Source organism: Allobosea sp. NPDC055594 (assembly GCF_053618995.1).
Genome location: NZ_JBSHIO010000002.1, coordinates 458,168 through 479,774 on the forward strand (window position 1 = coordinate 458,168; position 21,607 = coordinate 479,774).

The window sequence follows — 21,607 nt, forward strand, 5'->3', positions numbered from 1 at the left end:
GACTGCCCGGGCGGGCGCCGGCGTTACTCTCCGGCCTCCGGGAAGGTGTCTCGGAAGGGATGCGCCGGGTAGACGCCGAGGACCTTCATCTCCTTGGAGAAATAGGAGAGCTCGTCGAGCGCGCGCTTCAGCTCGGGATCGTCGGGATGGCCCTCGACATCGCTGTAGAACATCGTCGCCGAGAAATGGCCGTCGACCATGTAGCTTTCCAGCTTGGTCATGTTGATGCCGTTGGTGGCGAAGCCGCCGAGCGCCTTGTAGAGGGCTGCGGGGATGTTGCGGACCTGGAAGATCAGCGTCGTGACCGTCTTGCCGGAGCCGTGACGGGCGAACTCGGGATATTTCGAGAGGATCACGAAGCGGGTGGTGTTGTGCTTCTCGTCCTCGATATCCTCCATCAGGATGTTGAGGCCGTAGACATCGGCGGCGATGTGCGGGGCGATCGCGGCGCGGGTGAGATCACCGGCTTCCGCGACCTGCCTAGCCGAGCCTGCCGTATCTGCTGCAACCTCGGCCTTGAGGCCGAGCTTGCGGATGATCTTGCGGCACTGGCCGAGCGCATGGATGTGGCTCTGCACCGTCTTCAGGGTCGCGAGCGTCGCGCCCTCGACCGCCATTAGGTGGAAGCGGATCGGCAGGAAATGCTCGCCGATGATGTGCAGCCCCGAGCGGGGTAGGAGATGGTGGATGTCGGCGACACGGCCGGCGATCGAATTGTCGATCGGGATCATGCCATAGCGCGCCTTGCCCTCGGAGACGGCGGCGAGCGCGTCCTCGAAGGTCGGACACGGCAGGAGCTCGCAATCCGGGAAGGCCTGCAGGGCAGCCTGCGACGAGAAGGCGCCGGGCTCGCCCTGGTAGGATACGACGACAGACATGGTCTTTAGGCTCCGGCGCGGGGGGTCAGGAACGCGCGGGCGCGATCCAGGTCAGGGGGGGTGTCGACGCCGCGCGGAACGTGATCGATGATCATGGCGTCGATGCGCATGCCGTCCTCGAGGGCCCGCAGCTGCTCGAGCTTCTCGCGCAATTCGAGCGGCGATTGCGGCAGGCTGACGAAGCGGTCGAGCGCGGCGCGGCGATAGGCGTAGAGGCCGACATGATGATAGAGTGGCCCGTCGCCATAGGGCGCCGTCGCGCGGGTGAAATAGAGCGCGCGCATGCGGCCGGGGGAGATTTCGCTGCCGATCAGCTTGACGACGCTCGGCGCCGTCTTCTCTTCCTCATCGGTGATCTCGCCGGCCAGCGTCGCGATATCGACGGCTGGATCGGCCAGCGGCTCGACCGCCGCGGCGATGGCGGTCGGCGCCAGGGTCGGGAAGTCGCCCTGGACATTGACGATGATGTCGTGCCGGCGCTCGGGATCGACGATGTCGGCCGCTTCCTTGATGCGATCGGAGCCGGTCTGGTGCGCGGGGCTGGTCATCACCGCCCGGCCGCCGGCCTGCTCGATCGCCGCGACGATACGGGCCTCGTCGGTCGCGACCACGACCTCGCCAACCCCCGATTCCACCGCCCGGCGCCAGACGCGGACGATCATCGGCTCGCCCAATATGTCGGCCAGCGGCTTGCCGGGAAGGCGCGTCGCCTGCATGCGGGCGGGAATCAGGATCAGCGGATTTGGCATCGTGGCGGGCTTGCTCGGCGGAAGCGTCAAATGGTCTCAAAGCGGTGCGTGCTTATACGAGTTGCAATGCAGCGCGCAAAGCGGTTAAGCAGCCTGCGAGTGTCGGAGTGCGCGAGCCTCCGGCCAGAGCGCTATCTTGCCTCGCGCGCGGCGAGGCCGGGAGTCCCGAGACGATGAATATCGAACTGAACAAGATCGCCGGCGCGGGCCTCTCGACGCTGCTCGTCGTAATGGCCCTGAACATGGGCGCCGGCATCGTCTTCGCCCCGAAGAAGCCGGCCATCCCCGGCTTCGACCTGCCGAGCCTGGAGCCGGCGGCGGCCGGCGGCGCAGCGGCCCCGGCCGCGGCGGCCGAGGAGCCGATCGCGGTGCGCCTCGCCAAGGCCGATCCGGCCAAGGGCGAAAAGGCCGTCGGCGCCTGCAAGGCCTGCCACACCTTCGAGAAGGGCGGCGCCAACAAGGTCGGCCCGCATCTGTTCGACGTCTATGGCCGCAACGAGGGCGCGGTTGCAGGGTTCGGCTACTCGGCCGCGATGAAGGGGCGCAACGACAAGGTGTGGGACGCCGAGGCGCTCGATCACTTCCTGAAGAACCCCAAGGCTTACGTTCCGGGCACCATCATGGCCTTCGCCGGCCTGAGCAAGCCGGATCAGCGCGCCGACGTCATCGCCTATCTCAACACCCTCGCCGACGCGCCGAAGCCACTGCCGAAGGAGTGAGCGCGGCAATCGCCGCCCCACCGATGTGAGTTTACGAGCCGGGCCAAAAGCCCGGCTTTTGCTTGTGGTCGCCATGCAAATGCCGTCACCATGCCGGCCTATGCGCATGGTGCTGGCCTTGGCCCGCTCCGACGGGATATTCAGGGCACGAATCGCAAGGGGAACGGAATGGCTGTGCGGATCACTCGTCGCAGGCTGCTGGAGGCCGGTGGCGCCCTGGTCGGGGCCGCGGGCCTGCCGGGCGGGCTAGCCCTCGCGCAGGATGCCGAAGTCCATGGCCTCTCCACCTTCGGTGAACTGGCGCTGCCGCCCGACTTCCCGCATTTCGCCTATGTCAATCCGCAGGCGCCCAAGGGCGGCTCGATCACCGTCCAGATCAAGCGCGCTGGCGGCAACCAGAGCTTCGACACCTTCAACACCCTCAACACCTATGTGCTGCAGGGGGATGGCGCAGCCGGCATGGATGCCTGCTTCGACAGCCTGATGGCCGGCTCGGGCGACGAACCCGGCTCGCTCTACGGCCTGCTGGCGAAGAGCGTCGCCGTCTCCCAGGACAAGCTGACCTACCGCTTCCGCCTGCGGCCCGAAGCGAGATTCCACGATGGCTCGCAAGTTACCGCCAGCGACGTCGCCTTCAGCCTGAACATCCTCAAGACCAAGGGCCATCCGAGCTACCGGCTGATCCTGAACGAGATGGAATCGGCCACCGCCGAGGGCAACGGCTTCGTCGTCGTCAACCTCTCGCGAAAGCGCAGCCGCGACCTGCACCTGATCGTCGCCGGCCTGCCGGTGTTCTCGGAGAAGTACTGGTCGACCCGCAATTTCGAGGCCTCGACGCTGGAGCCGCCGCTCGGCTCCGGCGCCTACAAGGTCGGGCGCTTCGAGCAGGGCCGCTTCATCGAATTCGACCGGGTCCCCGATTACTGGGCGAAGGATCTGCCGGTGAACATCGGCACGAACAATTTCGACCGGGTGCGCTGGGAGTATTTCCGCGACCGCCAGGTCGCCTTCGAGGCCTTCAAGAGCGGCGTAATCACCTTCCAGGAGGAGTTCACCTCGCGGATCTGGGCGACGGGCTATGATTTCCCGGCGATCAAGGAAGGCAAGGTCAAGAAGGAAGCCCTGCCGAAGACCGAACCGATCGGCTCGCAGGGCTGGATCTACAATCTCCGGCGCGAGAAATTCGCCGATCCGCGCATTCGCGAGGCGCTCGGCCTCGCCTTCGATTTCGAGTGGACCAACAAGAACATCATGTTCTCGTCCTTCTCGCGGGCGACCTCCTATTTCGAGAATTCGGATTCGAAGGCGGTGGGCATACCCTCGCCGGAGGAGCTCGCCTTGCTCGAGCCCTTCCGCGGCAAGGTTCCGGACGAGGTCTTCGGCGAGCCTTTCCTGCCGCCGGTTTCGGACGGCTCCGGTAGCGACCGCGCCTTGCTGCGCCGCGCCGACGAGATGCTGCGCGCCGCCGGCTGCAAGCGTGACGGCAATGTGCTGAAGTTGCCGAACGGCCAGCCTTTCGAGATCGAGTTCCTCGATTCGACGCCGTCGCTGCAGCCACATACCCAGCCTTTCCAGGCCAATCTGAAGCGGCTCGGCATCAATGCGACCTCGCGCATCGTCGATGGCGCACAATATCAGCGCCGGCTCGACGAGTTCGACTTCGACATCATCAGCCGCGCGATGAGCGGCAGCGCGATACCCAGCGACTCGCTGCGCGTCGTCTACGGCTCGGAGGCGGCCAAGACGCGCGGCTCGCGCAATGTCGGCGGCATTTCGAGCCCGGCGATCGACGCGATGCTCGACAAGATCGGCCAGGCCGACAGCTACGCCAAGGTCGTCGTCGCGGCCAAATGCCTCGACCGGCTGCTGCGGGCCGGGCGCTACTGGATCCCGATGTGGTGGAACGCCAGCGAATGGCTGGCCTTCTGGGACATGTACGACCGGCCCCAGACCAAGCCGAAATTCTCCTCCGGTGCCCCGGCGATCTGGTGGTACGATCCTGAAAAGGCGAAGCGGATCGGGAAGGCCTGAACGGGGATGCTGAACTACATCGCCCGGCGCCTGGCGCTGATGGTGCCGACCCTATTCGGTATCCTGCTGATCTCTTTCGTCATCGTGCAGTTCGCGCCGGGCGGGCCGGTCGAGCGCGTGATCTCGCAGCTCCAGAACCCGAACAGCGGTGGCGCGGCCGACCGCGTCGGTGGGGGCGCAGGCGGCGATGCCGGGGCACAGTCCATGGATTCGGGCTCGGCCTATCGCGGCGCACAAGGGCTCGACCCGGCCTTCATCAAGGAGCTGGAGAAGCAGTTCGGCTTCGACAAGCCGGCGCATGAGCGCTTCCTGAAGATGCTGAAGGACTATGCGACCTTCGATTTCGGCCGCAGCTATTTCCGCGACGCACCTGTACTGCAACTGATCAAGGAGAAATTGCCGGTCTCGATCACGCTCGGGCTGTGGATGACCCTGCTCTCCTATGCGATCTCGATCCCGCTCGGCATCCGCAAGGCGGTCAAGGACGGCTCGCGCTTCGACACCTGGACGAGCGCGGTCGTCATCGTCGGCTACGCCATCCCCGGCTTCCTGTTCGCGATCCTGCTGATCGTGCTCTTCGCCGGTGGCTCGTTCTGGCAGATCTTCCCCTTGCGCGGCCTGACCTCGGAGAACTGGTCGCAGCTCGGCCCGCTCGACAAGGTGCTCGACTATCTCTGGCATATCGCGCTGCCGGTGACGGCGATGGCGCTCGGCGCCTTCGCGACCTCGACGCTTTTGACCAAGAACTCCTTTCTCGACGAGATCAGGAAGCAATATGTGCTGACCGCCCGGATGAAGGGGCTGTCCGAACGCAGCGTGCTCTACGGCCATGTCTTCCGCAATGCGATGCTGATCGTCATCGCCGGCTTTCCCGGCGCCTTCGTGCACGCGCTCTTCGCCGGCTCCCTGCTGATCGAAACGATCTTCTCGCTCGATGGGCTCGGGCTGCTCTCCTTCGAAGCGATCGTCAATCGCGACTACCCGGTGGTCTTCGCCAATCTCTACATCTTCTCGCTGATCGGCCTCGTCGTGCACCTGATCACCGACCTGACCTATGCCTGGGTCGACCCGCGCATCGACTTCGAATCGCGGGAGGCCTGAGATGGGCGATACCCTGCTCGACGTTCCGCCGCCGGCCCTGCGCGCCGCCCCCTCCGCAAGCGCGCCGATTGCGGCGCGCCAGGGTTGGCTCAGGCTTTCGCCGATCAACCGGCGCCGCCTCAACAGCTTTAAGGCCAACAAGCGCGGCTGGTGGTCGCTGTGGATCTTCCTGACGCTGTTCGTGCTTTCGCTCTTCGCCGAATTCATCGCCAACGACCGGCCGCTGCTCGTCCGCTACAAGGGCGAGACGCTGTTCCCGGTCGCGGTAAACTATCCCGAGGAGAAGTTCGGCGGCTTCCTCGCCACCACCGATTACCGCGACCCGGTGATCGCCAAGGAGATCGCGGCGCATGGCTGGGCGCTCTGGCCGCCGATCCGCTATTCCTACCGCACGCATAATCTCGACCTGCCGGTGCCGGCCCCTGCCCCGCCAACCTGGATGCTGAAGGACGAGCAATGCCGCCCGATCGCCGAGCGCACGGGCGGCGCGACCTGCCGCGACCTCGAATGGAACTGGCTCGGCACCGACGACCAGGGCCGCGACGTCGTCGCGAGGCTGATCTACGGCTTCCGCATCTCGATCCTGTTCGGGCTGATCCTGGCCTCGGTCTCCTCGGTGATCGGCATCGCCGCCGGGGCGGTTCAGGGTTATTTCGGCGGCTGGACCGACCTGATCTTCCAACGCTTCATCGAAATCTGGACCTCGATCCCGGCGCTCTACCTCCTGATCATCGTCGCCGCGATCATCACGCCGAGCTTCTTCGTCCTGCTCGGCATCCTGCTGCTGTTCTCCTGGGTGGCGCTGGTCGGCGTGGTCAGGGCCGAGTTCCTGCGCGCCCGCAATTTCGAATATGTCCGCGCCGCCCGGGCGCTCGGGCTCACCGACCGTGCCATCATGGTCAAGCACCTCCTGCCGAACGCCATGGTCGCGACCCTGACCTTCCTGCCCTTCATCCTCAACGGCTCGATCACCACCCTGACCTCGCTCGACTTCCTCGGCTTCGGCCTGCCGCCCGGCTCGCCCTCGCTCGGCGAACTGCTCGCGCAGGGCAAGGCGAACCTGCAGGCGCCCTGGCTCGGCCTCGCCGGCTTCGTGGTGATCGCCATGATGCTGTCGCTGCTGATCTTCATCGGCGAGGCAGTCCGCGATGCCTTCGACCCCAGGAAGACCTTCGCGTGACCGCCCCTCTCCTCTCAGTCCAGGACCTCTCCGTCGCCTTCCGTCAGGGCGGGCAGGAGACGCTCGCCGTCGACAAGGTCTCGTTCGAGATCGCCAGGGGCGAGACGCTGGCGCTGGTCGGCGAATCCGGCTCGGGAAAATCGGTCTCGGCGCTGTCGATCCTGAAGCTGCTGAACTATCCGGCAGCGCATCACCCCTCCGGCAAGGTGCTGTTCAACGGGCAGGATCTGATCGCGGCCGATGAGGACGCGATGCGCAAGGTGCGCGGCAACGACATCACCATGGTGTTCCAGGAGCCGATGACCTCGCTCAACCCGCTGCACACCATTGCGCGGCAGATCGGCGAGATCCTCGAACTGCACAAGGGGCTGCGCGGCGAGAAGGCCCGTGCCCGCACGCTCGAACTGCTCAGCCTCGTCGGCATCCGCGATGCGGAAAGCCGGCTCGACGCCTATCCGCACCAGCTTTCCGGCGGCCAGCGCCAGCGCGTGATGATCGCGATGGCGCTCGCCAACGAGCCCGACCTCTTGATCGCCGACGAGCCAACCACGGCGCTCGACGTCACCGTGCAGGCCCAGATCCTGACCCTGCTCAAGGAATTGCAGACCCGGCTCGGCATGGCGGTGCTGTTCATCACCCATGATCTCGGCATCGTCCGGCGCATCGCAGACCGGGTCTGCGTGATGCTGAAGGGCAAGATCGTCGAGCAGGGCCCGGTCTCGGAGATCTTCGAGCGGCCGCAGCATGAGTATACACGGCGGCTGCTCGCAGCCGAGCCCAAGGGCCGGCCGGAGCCGGTGGCGGAGGGCGCCGTGACGCTGCTCGAAGCCGGACCGATCAAGGTCTGGTTCCCGATCAAGACCGGCCTGCTGCGCCGCACGACCGCCCATGTGAAGGCCGTCGACGGCATCTCTGTGCAAGTCCGCGAGGGCGAGACGCTCGGCGTCGTCGGCGAGTCCGGCTCGGGCAAGACGACGCTCGGGCTCGCCATACTCAGGCTGATTTCCTCGGAAGGGCCGATCCTGTTTCTCGGCGACCGGATCGACGGGCTCAAGGCCGCCGCCGTCCGGCCGAAGCGCAAGGACCTGCAGGTCGTCTTCCAGGACCCCTATGGCTCGCTCTCGCCGCGCATGTCGGTCGCCGATATCGTCGCGGAGGGGCTGACCGTTCAGCAGAAGGGGCTGAGCTATCAGCGCCAGCGCGAGATCGTCGCGCAGGCGCTCGCCGATGTCGGACTCGATCCGGCGACCATGGACCGCTATCCGCACGAATTCTCCGGCGGCCAGCGCCAGCGCATCGCGATCGCCCGCGCCATGGCCCTCGATCCGAAATTCGTCGTGCTCGACGAGCCGACCTCGGCGCTCGACATGTCGGTGCAGGCCCAGATCGTCGAGCTGCTGCGCGCACTCCAGATACGGCGCAAGCTCGGCTATCTCTTCATCAGCCACGACCTCAAGGTCGTGCGGGCGCTGTCGCACCGGGTCCTGGTCATGCAGAACGGCAAGGTCGTCGAGGACGGCCCGGCCGAGGAGGTCTTCGCCCGGCCGCGCGAGCCCTATACCAGGGCCCTGCTCGCCGCCGCCCTCAACCTCGAACCGGCCGAAACGGCCGCGGTGCGGGACTGACGATGACGCGCGCCATCCTGATCGTCCTCGACTCCGTCGGCTGTGGCGGGGCGGAGGATGCGGCCCGCTATGGCGATACCGGTGCGGACACGCTCGGCCATATCGCCCAGGCTTGTGCCGAGGGCCGCGGCGACCGCGAAGGACTACGCAGCGGGCCGCTCGCTATTCCCAATCTCGCCCGACTGGGGCTGAGCCATGCCTGCCAAGCCTCGACCGGCAAGCCGCTGACCGGTGTCGCGCGACCGGAAGCACCGCAGGGCCAATACGGCTATGGCGTCGAGGTCAGCCAGGGCAAGGACACGCCGTCTGGCCACTGGGAAATCGCCGGCTGCCCCGTACCGTTCGAATGGGGCTATTTCACCGCGCTGGAGAACTCCTTCCCGCCCGACCTCGTCGCCGCCATCATCCGCGAAGGAGTCTTGCCCGGCATCCTCGGCAACAAGCACGCCTCGGGCACGGCGATCATCGACGAGCTGGCCCAGGAGCATATCTCGACCGGCAAGCCGATCTGCTACACCTCGGTTGACTCCGTCCTGCAGATCGCGGCGCATGAGGAGCATTTCGGGCTGGAGCGGCTCTACGAGCTTTGCCGCAAGGTCCGGGTTCTGGTCGACCCGCTCAGGATCGGCCGCGTCATCGCCCGCCCCTTCATCGGCACGGCCGAGACCGGTTTCACCCGCACCGGAAACCGCAAGGACTTCGCCATACCGCCGCCGGACGAGACGATTCTGGATCGGCTGGCGCAGCAGGGCCGCGCCATCGTCACCGTCGGCAAGATCGGCGACATCTTCGCTCATCGCAACACAGCGCTGGAGATCAAGCCCTTCGGCAATGCGGCGATGTTCTCAGCCGCGCTCGAAGCGATCGAGACGCTGCCGGATGGCGGCTTCTGTTTCGTCAATCTCGTCGATTTCGACACCGAATATGGCCACCGCCGCGACATTCCCGGCTATGCGGCGGCGCTCGAAGCCTTCGATCGCGACCTGCCGAGGCTCGAGGCGAAGCTGAGACCCAACGACCTCGCCGTGATCACCGCCGATCACGGCAATGATCCGAGCTGGCCGGGCACCGACCATACCCGCGAGCACGTGCCTGTGCTCGCCTTCGGAGCTGGCGTCGCGGCCGGGCCGATCGGGCGGCGTGAGAGCTTTGCCGACATCGCCGCGACACTCGGCACCTGGCTCGGCATCGGCGCCGTCGGGCCTGGACGGAGCTGGTAGGCAGACGGCCTCAGGCGGCCGCGACCTTCTCGCAGAACGCGGCGACCTCGCGGCGGATCTTCGAAGCCTGCTGCGCCAGATCGTCCGATGATTGCTGCAACTCCGCGGCCGCGTCATGGGTGCGCGCCGTCACCGTCCGGAAGCCGCCGAGCGCCTCGGCGCTGCGATTGGCCCCGTCGGAGGAGATCTGCACCTCATGGGCGATCTCGTTCGTGGCGCGGTTCTGCTCCTCGACCGCGTGCGCAATAGAGACCGAGACGGTCTCGACCTCGCCGATCGCCGAGACGATCGCGCGGATCGACTTCAGCGAGCGCTGGGATGCGGTCTGGATGGCGCCGATCGAGCGCGCCACCTCCTCCGTGGCGTTGGCGGTCTGAGTCGAGAGGGTCTTGACCTCGCTGGCGACGACGGCGAAGCCCTTGCCCATCGCACCGGCGCGAGCCGCTTCGATAGTCGCATTCAGCGCGAGCATGCTGGTCTGCGCCGCGACGCCGCGGATGATCTCGACGACGGCCCCGACGCTCTCGCTGGTCTGGGCCAGGGCCTCGATCTCGGCGCTCGCGGTGCGGGCGAGCGCCGCCGCCGCCTTCGAGCTATCGGCTGAATGCGTGACGCTGCGGCCGATCTCGGCGATCGAGCTCGCCAGTTCCTGGGCTGCTGTGGCGGTCTGGTCGATGCTGCGCGTCGTCTCGCCGGAGGAATGGGCGACGACGCTGCTCTGCTGGCGCGCCTGCTCGGAAGCGCCCGTCAGCTCGCGGGCATTCACCTGCATGGCCTCCGCTGCCCGGTCGAGCACGGCCATGGCATGCTCCATCTCGCGGTGGAAGCCACCGACGATCTCGCGGATCGCCTGGGAGCGTGCGTCGATCTCTTCGGCATTCCTCTTCTCGAGCTCGCTGGCGCGGCGCTCGCGCATGACGAGTTCTTCCGCCCGGCGCAGATTGGCGTCGTTCTCGGCGAGGATGCGGGCGGTGATCACCGCAATGGCGGTGAGGAAGGTGGTCTCGACCACGACGATGACGGCGTGCAGCAGCACGCGGCCCAGGCTGCCGCCCTGATAGAACACGGCGGCTGGCAGGACATATTGCAGAACCAGGTGATGCGCTGCGGTGAGCCCTGCGCCCATGAGGATGGGTCGCCAGTCGCAGAAGCCGGCCAGCAGCGCGAGCACGGCGAAATAATACATGTGGCTGTCGGGCTGCCAGGGATGGCCGGCGAAGCTCGCGACGAAGATCGAGACCTGCCCGATCAGCGCCGTCGCAATGACGAGCTGGGTCGCCGTCGTGGCTCCACGGGTGCGATAGGCCAACAGGGCGGCAGCCGCCAGCACGAAGCCGCCGGCACCAGGGGCGAAGGCGGGATTGCCCAGGATCATCGCCGTGGCCGCCAGGAGTGGCACGTGGACGAAGGCAAGGCCGATCAGGCAGCGCGCCGTCAGATCACGCAGGCCGGGCAAGGTCAGGATCATGAAGCGTCTCCGCCGGAAAGACAGCCTGCCAGCCCTTCGAGCCGCAGCAGCAGCAAGGCGCCGTCCGGTCTGACGGCCTCTTGCTCGCTCGCTGCGACGATCATCACGAAAGGCAGGGCGCCGCTGCGCAGAACCCGCATGCCCGCCGCGAGGCTGCGCGCCGCGGCCTCGCGGCTGCTGGTCCAGGGCGGGAACACCGCCGCCAGTTCCTGGCTAGGCGTGTCGCTCCGTCCGGGCAGACCGGTCATGGCGATGAGGCCGGAGGAAATGATGAGGGCTGCGATCGCCAGACCGTCGCGCAGTCGTCCACGCCCCTCGGATCGAGTGCATGAGGGGATAGGGTTCTGCCGCATATCGTTGCAGTCTTTCGGCGCGCCTAGGCATAAGATACGAATGCATGACTTGAAGGCGCTGCATTAATTTTTTATTAAGCAGATGATATTCATGCATTAACTAATCATTAAACGTTTTTAGCACTCCACAACATTACAACTTATTGTAGAATATCATGGATTGTGACGCCATTTCCTCCTGCATCATTTAGCCATTCGGCGACGTGCGAAGGCGCTTATGCCAGCTGCAATCTCGTGTACCCGGTTCCGGACACCTATTCGTGACGCCGTCCTCGGCTGCGGCCATGGCGCTCGGTGGATCACCGCCAGGCCGCATGGCCAGCGCTTCTGCGCCGGCATTCGGCTTCAGCTTTTCAACCGCGCCTTGATCCTGCGCATCAACCCGTCGCGGACCCCACGATAGGCATCGAGCACCTGCTCGCGCGAACCCTGCACGGCGGAGGGATCGGCCGTCGGCCAGTACTCGACTTCGGCAGCGGTGGTCCGGGTCAGATCGAGCGCCTTGTGGTGGGCCTCCGGCGACAATGTGACGATCAGGTCGAAGTTGAGCCCCTCCCACTCTTCCAGCTCCTCGATCGATTTCGGCCGGTGCTTGCGGGCATCGATGCCGATCTCGTCGAGAACGGCGAGCGCGAACGGGTCGGTCTCGCCCTTCTTCGCTCCGGCCGACTGGACATAGATCGACCTGCCGAAGAAATGCTTGGCCATCGCCTCCGCCATCGGCGAGCGGACCGCGTTCAGCGCGCACATGAAGAGCACGCTCTGGAGCTTGCGCGGGGCCGGCTCCAAGCGTTCAGCCCTTCCAGTGCAGCGCGTAGATCAGGGTGAAGAAGCGCCGCGCCGTCTCACGGTCGAGCACGACCTTGCCGGCGAGACGCTCGACCAGGATGACCGCGGCCTCGTCATGCAGGCCGCGCCGGCCCATGTCGATCGCCTCGATCTGCGCCGGTGTCGCAGTCCGTATCGCCGCATAATAGCTCTCGCAGACCATCTCGTAGTCCTTGATCAGCCGCTTCAGCGGCGTCAGCGAGAGATGGTGGGTGACGAGCGCCGCCCCGTCGGCACTGCGCACCTCGAAGGCGAGGCGGCGCTCGACCAGCGCCAGATGCACCGCATAGGGCCCGCCATCGAATTCCGGCAGGGCGAAGCTATTGCGCTCGATCAGGTCGTAGATCGCGATGGCGCGTTCATGCTCCTGATCCGGCGCGCCACGCCCGAGCGAAGCTTCATCGAGCGTGACGCCGACCAGGCGGTTGGTTTCGGACATGTGCCCTCCCCTGCCGGCGCCGAATCTGCGCAATCGCGATCGGCGCCTCAGTTCAGCCTGATCGTCACGGAACGGCCATGGGCCTGCAAGCCCTCGGCCTCGGCGAGTTCGACCGCCGCGCCGGCGAGCGCCCGCAAGGCACCGGCATCGCATTTCAGCAGCGAGGTCCGCTTCATAAAATCCGGCACGCCGAGCCCGGAGGAGAAGCGCGCCGAGCGCGCCGTCGGCAGGACGTGGTTGGAGCCGCCGACATAGTCGCCGATCGCCTCCGGCGTGTGACCGCCGAGGAAGATGGCTCCGGCATTGCGGATGCGTTCGGCGAGGCGCTCCGGATCGTCGGTGACGATCTCGAGATGCTCCGGGGCCAGCCGGTCGACAAGCGGGATCGCCGCCTCCAATGTCTCGACCAGAATGACGGCACCGAAATCGGCCCAGCTCGCGGCCGCGATCTCGGCGCGCGGCAGCGTCTTGAGCTGACTTGCGACCGCGCGCTCGACCTCGGTGGCGAGTTCCGCGTCGTCGGTGATCAGGACCGATTGCGAGGCGGTGTCGTGCTCCGCCTGGGCCAGCAGGTCGGCCGCGATCCAGTCGGGATTGGCGCTGGCATCGGCGAGGACCAGAACCTCGGAAGGGCCGGCGATCATGTCGATGCCGACGGTACCGAAGACGCGGCGCTTGGCTGCCGCGACATAGGCGTTGCCGGGGCCGACGATCTTGGCGACGGGGGCGATGGTCTGCGTGCCATAGGCGAGCGCGGCCACCGCCTGCGCCCCGCCGATGCGGTAGATCTCGTCAATGCCGGCGAGCCGCGCCGCAGCCAGCACCAGCGGGTTGCTCTCGCCGCGCGGGGTCGGGGCGACCATGACCAGGCGCTCGACACCGGCGACCTTGGCCGGCACGGCATTCATCAGCACCGAGGACGGGTAGCTCGCCGTGCCGCCGGGCACATAGAGGCCGACGGCCTCGATCGCGCTCCAGCGCCAGCCGCTTTCGACGCCGAGCGGGTCGCGCGACCAGGAATCGGCCGGTTTCTGGCGCAGATGATAGGTCTCGATGCGCGAGCGCGCCGTCTCGAGCGCCGCAAGCTGCTCAGGCGTGCAGGCGGCGACAGCGGCCTCGATCTCGGCCTCGGTGACGCGCAGGGTCGCCGGCGTCAGCTCCAGCTTGTCGAAGCGTGCGGTATAATCGAGCAGCGCCGCGTCGCCGCGCGTCCGCACCTCGGCGATGATCGCCGCAGCGACCTGGTCGACATCCTCGGAAACCTCGCGCTTGGTCGCCAGCAGGGCGGCAAAGCCCTGCTCGAAACCGGCATCACGTGCATCAAGCCTGATCGGCATGGAAAGTCCTGGACGGAGGAGGAGTTCAGCCCGGATCGGGATGGGCCGGGGTGGCCGCGGCCTCCCAGATCGGCCCGAGATCCTTCATCTGGGCCTCAATGCATTCGACGCCGAGCCGGATCGCGGCCCCGTCAGAGAAATGCAGGGTGACCTCGCCCGCCGGGCTCTGTGCCTCGGCGAAGGTCACCGCCAGCAGGCTGAAGACGGCATCCTTGGCGCCGGGCTCGATCTTGACGCTGCGCGCGCTGGTGACACGCTCGAAATGCAGCGCCGCGAGGCGGCGGCGCTTCTGGCCACGCTCAGCACCTTCCCAGTCGAAGCGGCGCAAGGCGAGCGCGAAACGCTGCTCGGCCGGGAGCCAGGCGATGTCGCCCTTGCGCACCACCGCATCCTGCAGATGCGCCGAGACGACCGCGAGATCCTCGGCGTCGAGGGCGATCAACTTCAGGGGCTCGGCGGCGGGATCGGACATCCATCCTATCTGGCGGGGACGCCAGCCGGCGTCAACCGCTGATGCGCTCGATCTGGGCGCCGCAGCGGCCGAGCTTGGCCTCCAGCGCCTCGAAGCCACGATCAAGATGGTAGACGCGGTTGATCATGGTATCGCCCTCAGCGACCAGCCCGCCGATCACGAGCGAGACCGAGGCCCGCAGATCCGTCGCCATCACCTGGGCGCCGGTCAGCTTCTCGACACCGTCGACATAGGCTGCGTCGCCGTCGAGCCTGATCTTCGCGCCGAGCCGGGCGAGCTCCTGCACGTGCATGAAGCGGTTCTCGAAGATCGTCTCGCGAATGCGCGAGGTGCCGTTGGCGCGCGTCATCAGCGCCATGAGCTGCGCCTGCAGGTCGGTCGGAAAGCCGGGGAACGGGTCGGTGGTGACGTCGACCGGCTCCAGCGCCGCGCCGTTGCGGCGAATGCGGACGCCTTCATTGCTGGTGGAGACCTCGACGCCGGCCTCGACCATCACGTCGAGCGCGGCCTGGAGCAGGTCGGCGCGGGCGCCTTCGAGCAGCACGTCGCCGCCGGTCATCGCCACCGCCATCGCGTAGGTCCCGGTCTCGATCCGGTCCGGCAGCACGGCATGATGCGTGCCGCCAAGCCGCCCGACGCCGCGAATGGTGATGGTGGAGGTGCCGGCGCCTTCGATCTTGGCGCCCATCTTGTTGAGGCAGTCGGCGAGATCGACCACTTCCGGCTCGCGCGCGGCGTTCTCGATGGTGGTGACGCCGTCGGCGAGCACGGCCGCCATCAGGGCGGTGTGGGTGCCGCCGACCGTGACCTTCGGAAAGACGATGTCGCCGCCCTTCAGACCTTTCGGAGCCCGCGCCAGCGCATAGCCGTTCTCGATGTCGATCTTGGCGCCGAGGCGCTCAAGCGCCATCAGCAGGAGGTCGACCGGGCGCGTGCCGATGGCACAGCCGCCGGGCAGCGAGACCTTGGCTTCGCCCATCCGCGCCAGGATCGGTGCGATCACCCAGAAGCTGGCGCGCATGGTCGAGACCAGCTCGTAGGGCGCGCAGGTGTCGACGATCTGGCGTGCGGTCAGCGCGAAGGTCTGGCCGGTTTCCGAGGTCTGGCCGACACGCTTGCCGGCGATCGAGCGATCGACACCGTGATTGGAGAGGATGCGCGAGAGCGCGCTGACGTCGGAGAGGCGCGGCACATTGGCGAGCGTCAACGTCTCGTCGGTCAAAAGGCTGGCGATCATCAGCGGCAGGGCCGCGTTCTTGGCGCCTGAGATCGGGATGACGCCGTCGAGGCGTTGACCGCCGGTGATGCGGATACGGTCCATCTGGCTCGTCCTGCTGGCGCGGCCGGCAGGGGAGTGCCGGCGGGAGGGATTTGGTCAGGACCGTGAGGTTTCGGCCTGGGCGGGCGGCGTTTCGTCTGTCGCTTCCGTCTCGGCCGTCCGCCGCGCGCGCGCCTGCGCCTTGCGGCGTTTCAGGTTCTCGCGCAGGGCGGCGGCGAGGCGCGCCCTTTTCTGCTCGTCGGCTTCGGTCTGGCGGCTCAAGGCGTCAGCTCGTCGGAAGTGCCCCGTCACGGCGAGGCGGCGGGTGGGTGAATGGTTAGCCGCTCGGGCGACGGCGGACAAGCCGCCGGCGCACCAAACGCGCTCCGTCATGGCCGACCGATTGCGGCACAACTGCGGCCGAACCCACCGAGAGCCGAGCCAATAGCCGCCTTTGCGAGGCAGCAGCTCCAATCCTTCGCCGAGCGGTTTCCTCTCCGAACAGGCCTCGCGACAGGAAAACTCGCCTTCCGAGAAGGCCGTACCGAAGGCATTCCCCACTGTTCCGAGCGCAATCGGCCGTAGCAAACACGGCGGCATCACAACCATGGCGCGACGAACGAAAAGCCTCCGACCCATTCGCAATCGACCTCCTCGGCGCCTCGGCGCCGGGCGGCCCGAACTGCTTAGGGGGTTCACAAATCTTAATGAAATTAACCATTTCTGCCAGTTTGCGTTTACACATTATTAACTTCGCGTACCTTTTCGGCGGGTTGAGTGACGAGGAGAGTTGGGATGTTCCAGAGCTATGCAGCGGCGATCGGCGGCGCGCCGGCTCGGGGACTGACAGGCAAGGAGGTCATCGAGGCGATCCGGCACCGCGCCGGCTTCCTGCCGGAGGTGCAGCTGGCCTACGAGGCGGAGATTCGGACGCTCTGGGTCACGATCAAACCGGAGCTGAAGCCGGTCTTCACGCTGCAACTGCTCGACAGCCTGGGTAAGGTGCAGCAGGCGATCATGGATCTCTGGGGCGCGCCGGAGGATTATCACGCCGCGCCCGTGCGTTTCCTCGCCTTCCGCGGCACCGGACCGTTCTTCACGCTCGGCGGCGATCTCGATTTCTATCTGGACTGCCTGGCCAAGAACGACCGGGCCGCGCTGGCCGAATATGCCCGGCTGTCGATCGAAGGGGCCGTGCGCAACGCCAGCGGCCTCAACGGCCTGGTGGTGACGCTGTCGACGATCCACGCCAAGGCGATCGGCGGCGGCATCGACGCGCCGCGCTCATGCAATATCATGATCGCCGAGCAGCAGGCCTCGTTCGTCTACCCCGAGATCAAGTTCAACCATTTCCCGATCACCGCCGTGGCGATCCTGTCGCGCCGCATGGGCGCACGTGCCGCCGAGCGGATGCTGCTGTCGGCCGAGGAGCTGAGCGCGGAGGAATTCATGGCCGCCGGCGGGCTGGAAGCGGTGGTGCCGACGGGCACCGGCGAGGACTGGATCCGCAAATACGCTGCCGACTCCCTGCCGATGCATGCAGCCAAGACGGCGCTGTTCTCGGCCTTCAACCGTCGCGCCGGCGATTTGCGCGAGGAACTCGAGCATCTCGGTGAAATCTGGACGGACTGCATGCTGCGTCTGCACCCTGCCGCCATTTCCAAGCTGCAGCGCATCGCCCAGACGCAGGATCGCATGCTCGCGCGGGTCTATCAGCGCCAGGATGAGCCCGAGGCTCGCAGCCCCGGACATCACTGAGACCGCCCGGCCGGTCGCTTCCTAGACGGTGGCCCCGCCCGATCCCGCGACTCGGTCGCGTAAATCTCACGGAACTTTTACCTTTCCGGTCTAAACGGGTTTAAATACAGGGCGAACGACTGAGCTGTTGCCGCCTTCCCGAGGCTGTCGAAGGGCAGGAGTATATGGCGGGAGCGCCGAACCGGCAGCGCACGATCGCAGTGCGCAGCGAGACGACGGAGCTACCTGCCATTGCACATGGCGGCGTCGGCGAGGTCGACCTCGCCGACTACAGACTGCTGGTCTCCTCACTGTTCTCCTCGCCGGGCTCGATCATTCCCGGCGGCATCGCCGGCATCCTGACGCCCTATCTCTGCTGGCTCTCGACCGGCGCGCAGATCTTCATGACGCTGACGCTGTCGGTCGCGCTGGTTGTCGTGCTGCGCATCCTGACGGTGATCCGCTACCGCAGGCTCGACCATTCCGAGGACAGCTTTGAGGAGACGCGGCGCTGGGATCGCGAGTACTTCGCCGGCGCGACCGTCTTCAGCGCCGTGCTCGGCTACAGCTGCTATGTGGCGCTGGCCAACACCGATGATCCGGCCGCGCACATAACCTCCGTCGCCTCGACGATCGCGCTGGCCTCCGGCTATGTCGCGCGCAATGCCGGACGCCCCAAATTCGTCACGGTCCAGCTGCTGACCTTTTGCGTGCCGATGGCACTGGGCCTGATCCAGGCGCATAATCCCTATTATCACTATATCGGCTATTTCGCCTTCCTGTACGTGGCGGCGAACATCGCGATCACCAACTCGCTGCATCGCAACCTGCTGGCACTGAGCGACGCGACCAAGCAGTCCAAGGCACTGGCCACGGCCCTGCACTCGCAGAACCTGACCCTCGACGCTGCGCTCAACACCATGATCCATGGGCTGGCGATGTTCGATCGCAAGCTCGAGCTCGCCGTCTCCAACGCCCCGCATGCCGCCCTCTACGGCATGCCGGAGACCTTGACCCTGCCGGGCACCCCGATCACCGCCGTCGCGCGTTTCCTCGTCGAGCGGCAGATCGCCAGCGCCGAACAGGTCCGCGCCATCAAGGCCGCGCTGGACCGGGTCCAGGCGATGCAGCAGGCGGCTGTCTACGAGTTCCAGTCGCGCAACGGCCGGATGCTGGTCGTCACCATCGCGCCAGCCGCCGAAGGCGGCGTGCTGATGCTGACCGAGGATGCGACCGAGCGGAAGGCGACCGAGGCGCTGATCGAGCAGATGGCGCGCTTCGACGAGCTGACCGGCCTCGCCAATCGTTTCGAGTTCAATGGCCAGCTCGCCGAGGCCTTCAAGAAGCAGGAGCGGACCGGCCAGGCCTTCGCACTGCTCTATATCGACCTCGACGGCTTCAAGCAGGTCAACGACAATCTCGGCCACGACATCGGCGACAAGGTGCTGGTGCAGACCGCCGCCAGGCTGAAGGCCGCAATCCGGCAGAGCGACATGCTGGCGCGCTTCGGCGGCGACGAATTCGTGCTGATCTTGCCTGCCGCCGATGTCGACACGGTCCGCATCATCGCGCAGCGCATGATCGAGGCGATGGGGCGCGCCTTCGAACTCGATACCAAGACCGTCTATGTCACCGCGAGCATCGGCATCGCTCTCGCGCCGACCGACGGCGCGAACCCGGCCGACCTGCTGCGCCATGCCGACACCGCGCTCTACAAAGCCAAGTCGGCGGGCCGCAACACCGCGACCTTCTTCGACCCCGCCATGGCCGAGGAGATGCTCGACCGCCACGAGATCGAGGTCGATCTGCGCCAGGCCACCGCGGAAGGCGCGCTCCAGCTCTACTACCAGCCGATCATCGACCTCCGCACCCAGCAGGTCGTCACGCGAGAGGCGCTGATGCGCTGGCCGCATCCGACGCGCGGCATGGTGCCACCCGGCGTCTTCATCCCGATAGCCGAGCAATCCGGTCTGATCGCCGGGATGGGCGACTGGGCGATCGCGCAGGCCTGCCTCGATGCGGCGAAATGGCCCGATGGCGTGGGCGTCTCGGTCAATGTCTCGCCGCTGCAGTTTCGCGAGCCGGTGCGCCTGGTTCAGACCGTCAAGGACGCCCTGCTCGCTGCCGGCCTCGCGCCGGGCCGGTTGACCCTGGAGGTGACAGAATCGCTGCTGATCGAGGACAACAAGGCGACGCTCGAGCTGATCAACGAACTGCGCACCATCGGCATCAAGTTCGCGCTCGACGATTTCGGCACCGGCTATTCCTCGCTCGCCTATCTCTCCACCTATCCGTTCTCGCAGGTGAAGATCGACCAGAGTTTCAGCCGCAACGTCAACGCCGACGAAGCCTCCAAGGCGATCATCGAAGCGGTCTGCCAGCTGGCCCGCCGCCTTTCGATGAACGTCGTGGTCGAGGGCATCGAGACCGAGGCGCAACGCATGGCGGTGCAACTGCTCGGCGCCCAGCGGGCGCAGGGCTATCTCTTCGGCCGTCCCGAGCCGGTCTCGGAATTCGTTAAGAGTGAATCCCGCAAGCGGGCCTGACCTGACCGGCCCCGTGCTCGAGGGCAAGTTGCCCTCGGCACCCCTTGCTGTTGTCCGCGGCGATGACCAGATAGCCCCCACCGCCGCCGCAACCGGGCCTCTCCTGCCCGAGATCGGCGTGGCGCCTTGATTCCGCTGGGCCGGCAACGCATCAGCAGAAGCAGGAAAGCGAGCCCGGAGAGGTGGCGTTGACCGAAACCGCCCACGCATTGGCCAGGCCCGGGCCAATGACCCCAGACATCTGCGTCGTCGGCACCGGTCCCGGGGCGCTCACGGTCGCGACCACCGCGGCGCTGTTCGGCGTCTCCGTCGTGCTGGTGGCGCCGCCCGCGACCGACGGCGCCGAACAACCCCTCACCGGCTCCAGCGCATGCGTTGCGCTCGCGGCCGCCGCGCAGAGACTTTCGGCGCTCCGCGAAGCCGGCCGCTTCGGCCTGTCCCTCGGTGAGCCGCAGCTCGACGCGGCGCAATTGCGCGGACATGCCGAGCGGCTCGCCGACGCGCTAGCGCTGAACGGCTCGGCCGAGCGCCTGGCTGCGCTTGGCATCGTCCAGCTGCGGGACGAACCCCATTTCCTCAATCGCCACACCCTCGCGGCCGGCGAGCACCGGATCAGGGCACGGCGCTTCGTCATCGCGCTCGGCGCGCAGCCGGCCGCGCCCTCCGTGCCCGGCCTTGCCGAACTGCCCTTACTGACCCTCGAGACGCTCATGGCCGCGCCGCGCTGGCCGGAGAGGCTGCTCGTCCTCGGCGGCGAGCCGGCGGGCGTCGAGATCGCCCAGGCGATGCGTCGGCTCGGCAGCGAAGTCGTGCTGATCCTGCCGGAGGGCCTGCTGCCGCAGGAAGACCCGGAGGCCTGTGACCTCATCCGGCGCGCCTTGCTGCGCGACGGTGTCGTCCTGCACGAGGGCCGCGGGCTGCTGCGGGCAGAGAGCGCCCGCCACCGCCCTCGCCTCGTTCTCGCGCCGCGGGAGGAGAACGCCGCCGAAACTGCGGTGGAGGGGACGCATCTGCTGGTAGCGAGCGGCCGCAAGCCACGGCTCGCCGGGCTCGATCTCGACCTCGCCGGCATCCGCGCCGACGACAGCGGCATTCCGGTCGACCGTGGCCTGCGCACCGCCAACCGTCGCATCTTCGCCATCGGCGACTGCGCCCGCATCGCCGGGGCACCTCCTTGCGGGCATGCTGGCGAGCACCATGCCGGCCTCGTGGTGCGCAACGCGCTGTTTCGCCTGCCGGTCAACGCCACGCGCGCCGCTCTCCCGCGGCTGACTCTCAGCCAGCCCGAACTGGCGAGCCTTGGCCTTTCCGAAGCCGAGGCGCGCCGACAGGGCACGATCGGGGTGTTGCGCTGGCCCTATGCTGAGAACGCGCGGGCGCGGGCCGAAGGCCGCAGCGAGGGGCTGATCAAGGTCGTGACCGACCGAAGGGGGCGCATTCTCGGCGTGACCATCGTCGGCGCGCAGGCAGGCGAACTGATCGGTCTCTGGAGCCTGGCGGTGCGCCAGCGCCTCAACGTCAGGGATGTCGCCGATCTCGCCCTGCCCGCGCCGACATTGTCGGAGATCTCGAAGCGCGCCGCGCTCTCGGTCCACACCCCCCTCGCCTCGCGGCCCGGCCTGCGCCGCCTGATCGGCTTCCTGCGGCGCTTCGGATAGACTGCGCC

General features: G+C 67.1%; 19 protein-coding genes. 9 read left to right on the top strand and 10 right to left on the bottom strand.

Translation table 11 applies throughout. The annotated features are described in order from the left end of the window. Nucleotides 1–23 precede the first annotated feature (23 nt). Nucleotides 24–878 carry a prephenate dehydratase gene (locus ACWGRX_RS06125; protein ID WP_291636665.1) on the bottom strand — a complete coding sequence of 285 codons (855 nt, stop codon included), beginning with the start codon at nucleotides 876–878 and terminating at the stop codon, nucleotides 24–26. Nucleotides 879–883: 5 nt separating this feature from the next. Further along, nucleotides 884–1,627 (bottom strand): 3-deoxy-manno-octulosonate cytidylyltransferase, encoded by a 744-nt coding sequence (locus ACWGRX_RS06130; protein ID WP_452116806.1) that lies wholly within the window; start codon nucleotides 1,625–1,627, stop codon nucleotides 884–886. Between the two features lie 173 nt (nucleotides 1,628–1,800). Here ACWGRX_RS06130 and ACWGRX_RS06135 point away from each other — a divergent pair, with 173 nt between their 5' ends. The 6 genes from ACWGRX_RS06135 to ACWGRX_RS06160 all read left to right on the top strand — a co-directional run bounded on the left by ACWGRX_RS06135 (nucleotide 1,801) and on the right by ACWGRX_RS06160 (nucleotide 9,503). Further along, on the top strand, nucleotides 1,801–2,346 hold the full coding sequence (locus ACWGRX_RS06135; protein ID WP_452116807.1) for a c-type cytochrome: 546 nt from the start codon (nucleotides 1,801–1,803) through the stop codon (nucleotides 2,344–2,346). 168 nt (nucleotides 2,347–2,514) lie between these two features. Further along, on the top strand, nucleotides 2,515–4,377 hold the full coding sequence (locus ACWGRX_RS06140; protein WP_452116808.1) for an extracellular solute-binding protein: 1,863 nt from the start codon (nucleotides 2,515–2,517) through the stop codon (nucleotides 4,375–4,377). Between the two features lie 6 nt (nucleotides 4,378–4,383). Continuing rightward, nucleotides 4,384–5,478, top strand: a complete 1,095-nt coding sequence (locus ACWGRX_RS06145; protein ID WP_452116809.1) for a microcin C ABC transporter permease YejB — start codon at nucleotides 4,384–4,386, stop codon at nucleotides 5,476–5,478. 1 nt (nucleotide 5,479) lies between these two features. Next, nucleotides 5,480–6,658 (top strand): ABC transporter permease, encoded by a 1,179-nt coding sequence (locus tag ACWGRX_RS06150; protein ID WP_452116810.1) that lies wholly within the window; start codon nucleotides 5,480–5,482, stop codon nucleotides 6,656–6,658. Continuing rightward, nucleotides 6,655–8,283, top strand: coding sequence for an ABC transporter ATP-binding protein (locus ACWGRX_RS06155; RefSeq protein ID WP_452116811.1), 1,629 nt, complete (start codon nucleotides 6,655–6,657; stop codon nucleotides 8,281–8,283). The genes ACWGRX_RS06150 and ACWGRX_RS06155 overlap by 4 nt, the downstream gene beginning before the upstream one ends. A 2-nt stretch (nucleotides 8,284–8,285) precedes the next feature. Next, the gene (locus ACWGRX_RS06160) at nucleotides 8,286–9,503 is read left to right on the top strand and encodes a phosphopentomutase (RefSeq protein WP_452116812.1); all 1,218 of its coding nucleotides are present in this window, start codon (nucleotides 8,286–8,288) and stop codon (nucleotides 9,501–9,503) included. A gap of 10 nt (nucleotides 9,504–9,513) precedes the next feature. On the opposite strand, the gene ACWGRX_RS06165 is transcribed toward ACWGRX_RS06160, so the two are convergent. From ACWGRX_RS06165 to ACWGRX_RS06200, 8 genes are all read right to left on the bottom strand, one after another. After that, the gene (locus ACWGRX_RS06165; RefSeq protein ID WP_452116813.1) at nucleotides 9,514–10,971 is read right to left on the bottom strand and encodes a methyl-accepting chemotaxis protein; all 1,458 of its coding nucleotides are present in this window, start codon (nucleotides 10,969–10,971) and stop codon (nucleotides 9,514–9,516) included. Then, nucleotides 10,968–11,219: a hypothetical protein gene (locus tag ACWGRX_RS06170; protein WP_291636685.1), complete on the bottom strand. Its 252-nt coding sequence runs from the start codon at nucleotides 11,217–11,219 to the stop codon at nucleotides 10,968–10,970. The genes ACWGRX_RS06165 and ACWGRX_RS06170 overlap by 4 nt, the downstream gene beginning before the upstream one ends. A 450-nt stretch (nucleotides 11,220–11,669) precedes the next feature. Beyond that, entirely contained in the window at nucleotides 11,670–12,074 is a 405-nt protein-coding gene (locus ACWGRX_RS06175) for an arsenate reductase ArsC (protein WP_452116956.1), read from the bottom strand. A gap of 43 nt (nucleotides 12,075–12,117) precedes the next feature. After that, nucleotides 12,118–12,591: a UPF0262 family protein gene (locus ACWGRX_RS06180; RefSeq protein ID WP_291636689.1), complete on the bottom strand. Its 474-nt coding sequence runs from the start codon at nucleotides 12,589–12,591 to the stop codon at nucleotides 12,118–12,120. Nucleotides 12,592–12,638: 47 nt separating this feature from the next. After that, nucleotides 12,639–13,928, bottom strand: a complete 1,290-nt coding sequence (gene hisD, locus ACWGRX_RS06185; RefSeq protein ID WP_452116814.1) for a histidinol dehydrogenase — start codon at nucleotides 13,926–13,928, stop codon at nucleotides 12,639–12,641. 25 nt (nucleotides 13,929–13,953) lie between these two features. Then, nucleotides 13,954–14,400: a DUF2948 family protein gene (locus tag ACWGRX_RS06190; protein ID WP_291644582.1), complete on the bottom strand. Its 447-nt coding sequence runs from the start codon at nucleotides 14,398–14,400 to the stop codon at nucleotides 13,954–13,956. 31 nt (nucleotides 14,401–14,431) lie between these two features. Further along, nucleotides 14,432–15,721, bottom strand: coding sequence for a UDP-N-acetylglucosamine 1-carboxyvinyltransferase (gene murA / locus ACWGRX_RS06195; RefSeq protein ID WP_452116815.1), 1,290 nt, complete (start codon nucleotides 15,719–15,721; stop codon nucleotides 14,432–14,434). A gap of 54 nt (nucleotides 15,722–15,775) precedes the next feature. Then, a complete protein-coding gene (locus ACWGRX_RS06200) occupies nucleotides 15,776–15,940 on the bottom strand; it encodes a hypothetical protein (protein WP_291636695.1) in 165 nt (54 codons plus the stop codon). Between the two features lie 513 nt (nucleotides 15,941–16,453). On the opposite strand from ACWGRX_RS06200, the gene ACWGRX_RS06205 reads away from it, so the two are divergent. From ACWGRX_RS06205 to ACWGRX_RS06215, 3 genes are all read left to right on the top strand, one after another. Next, the gene (locus tag ACWGRX_RS06205; RefSeq protein ID WP_291644578.1) at nucleotides 16,454–17,416 is read left to right on the top strand and encodes an enoyl-CoA hydratase-related protein; all 963 of its coding nucleotides are present in this window, start codon (nucleotides 16,454–16,456) and stop codon (nucleotides 17,414–17,416) included. A gap of 164 nt (nucleotides 17,417–17,580) precedes the next feature. Further along, complete coding sequence (locus ACWGRX_RS06210) at nucleotides 17,581–19,941, top strand: putative bifunctional diguanylate cyclase/phosphodiesterase (RefSeq protein WP_452116816.1); 2,361 nt, start codon at nucleotides 17,581–17,583, stop codon at nucleotides 19,939–19,941. A gap of 227 nt (nucleotides 19,942–20,168) precedes the next feature. Next, nucleotides 20,169–21,599 carry a dihydrolipoyl dehydrogenase family protein gene (locus ACWGRX_RS06215; RefSeq protein WP_452116817.1) on the top strand — a complete coding sequence of 477 codons (1,431 nt, stop codon included), beginning with the start codon at nucleotides 20,169–20,171 and terminating at the stop codon, nucleotides 21,597–21,599. The last annotated feature ends 8 nt before the right edge of the window (nucleotides 21,600–21,607 follow it).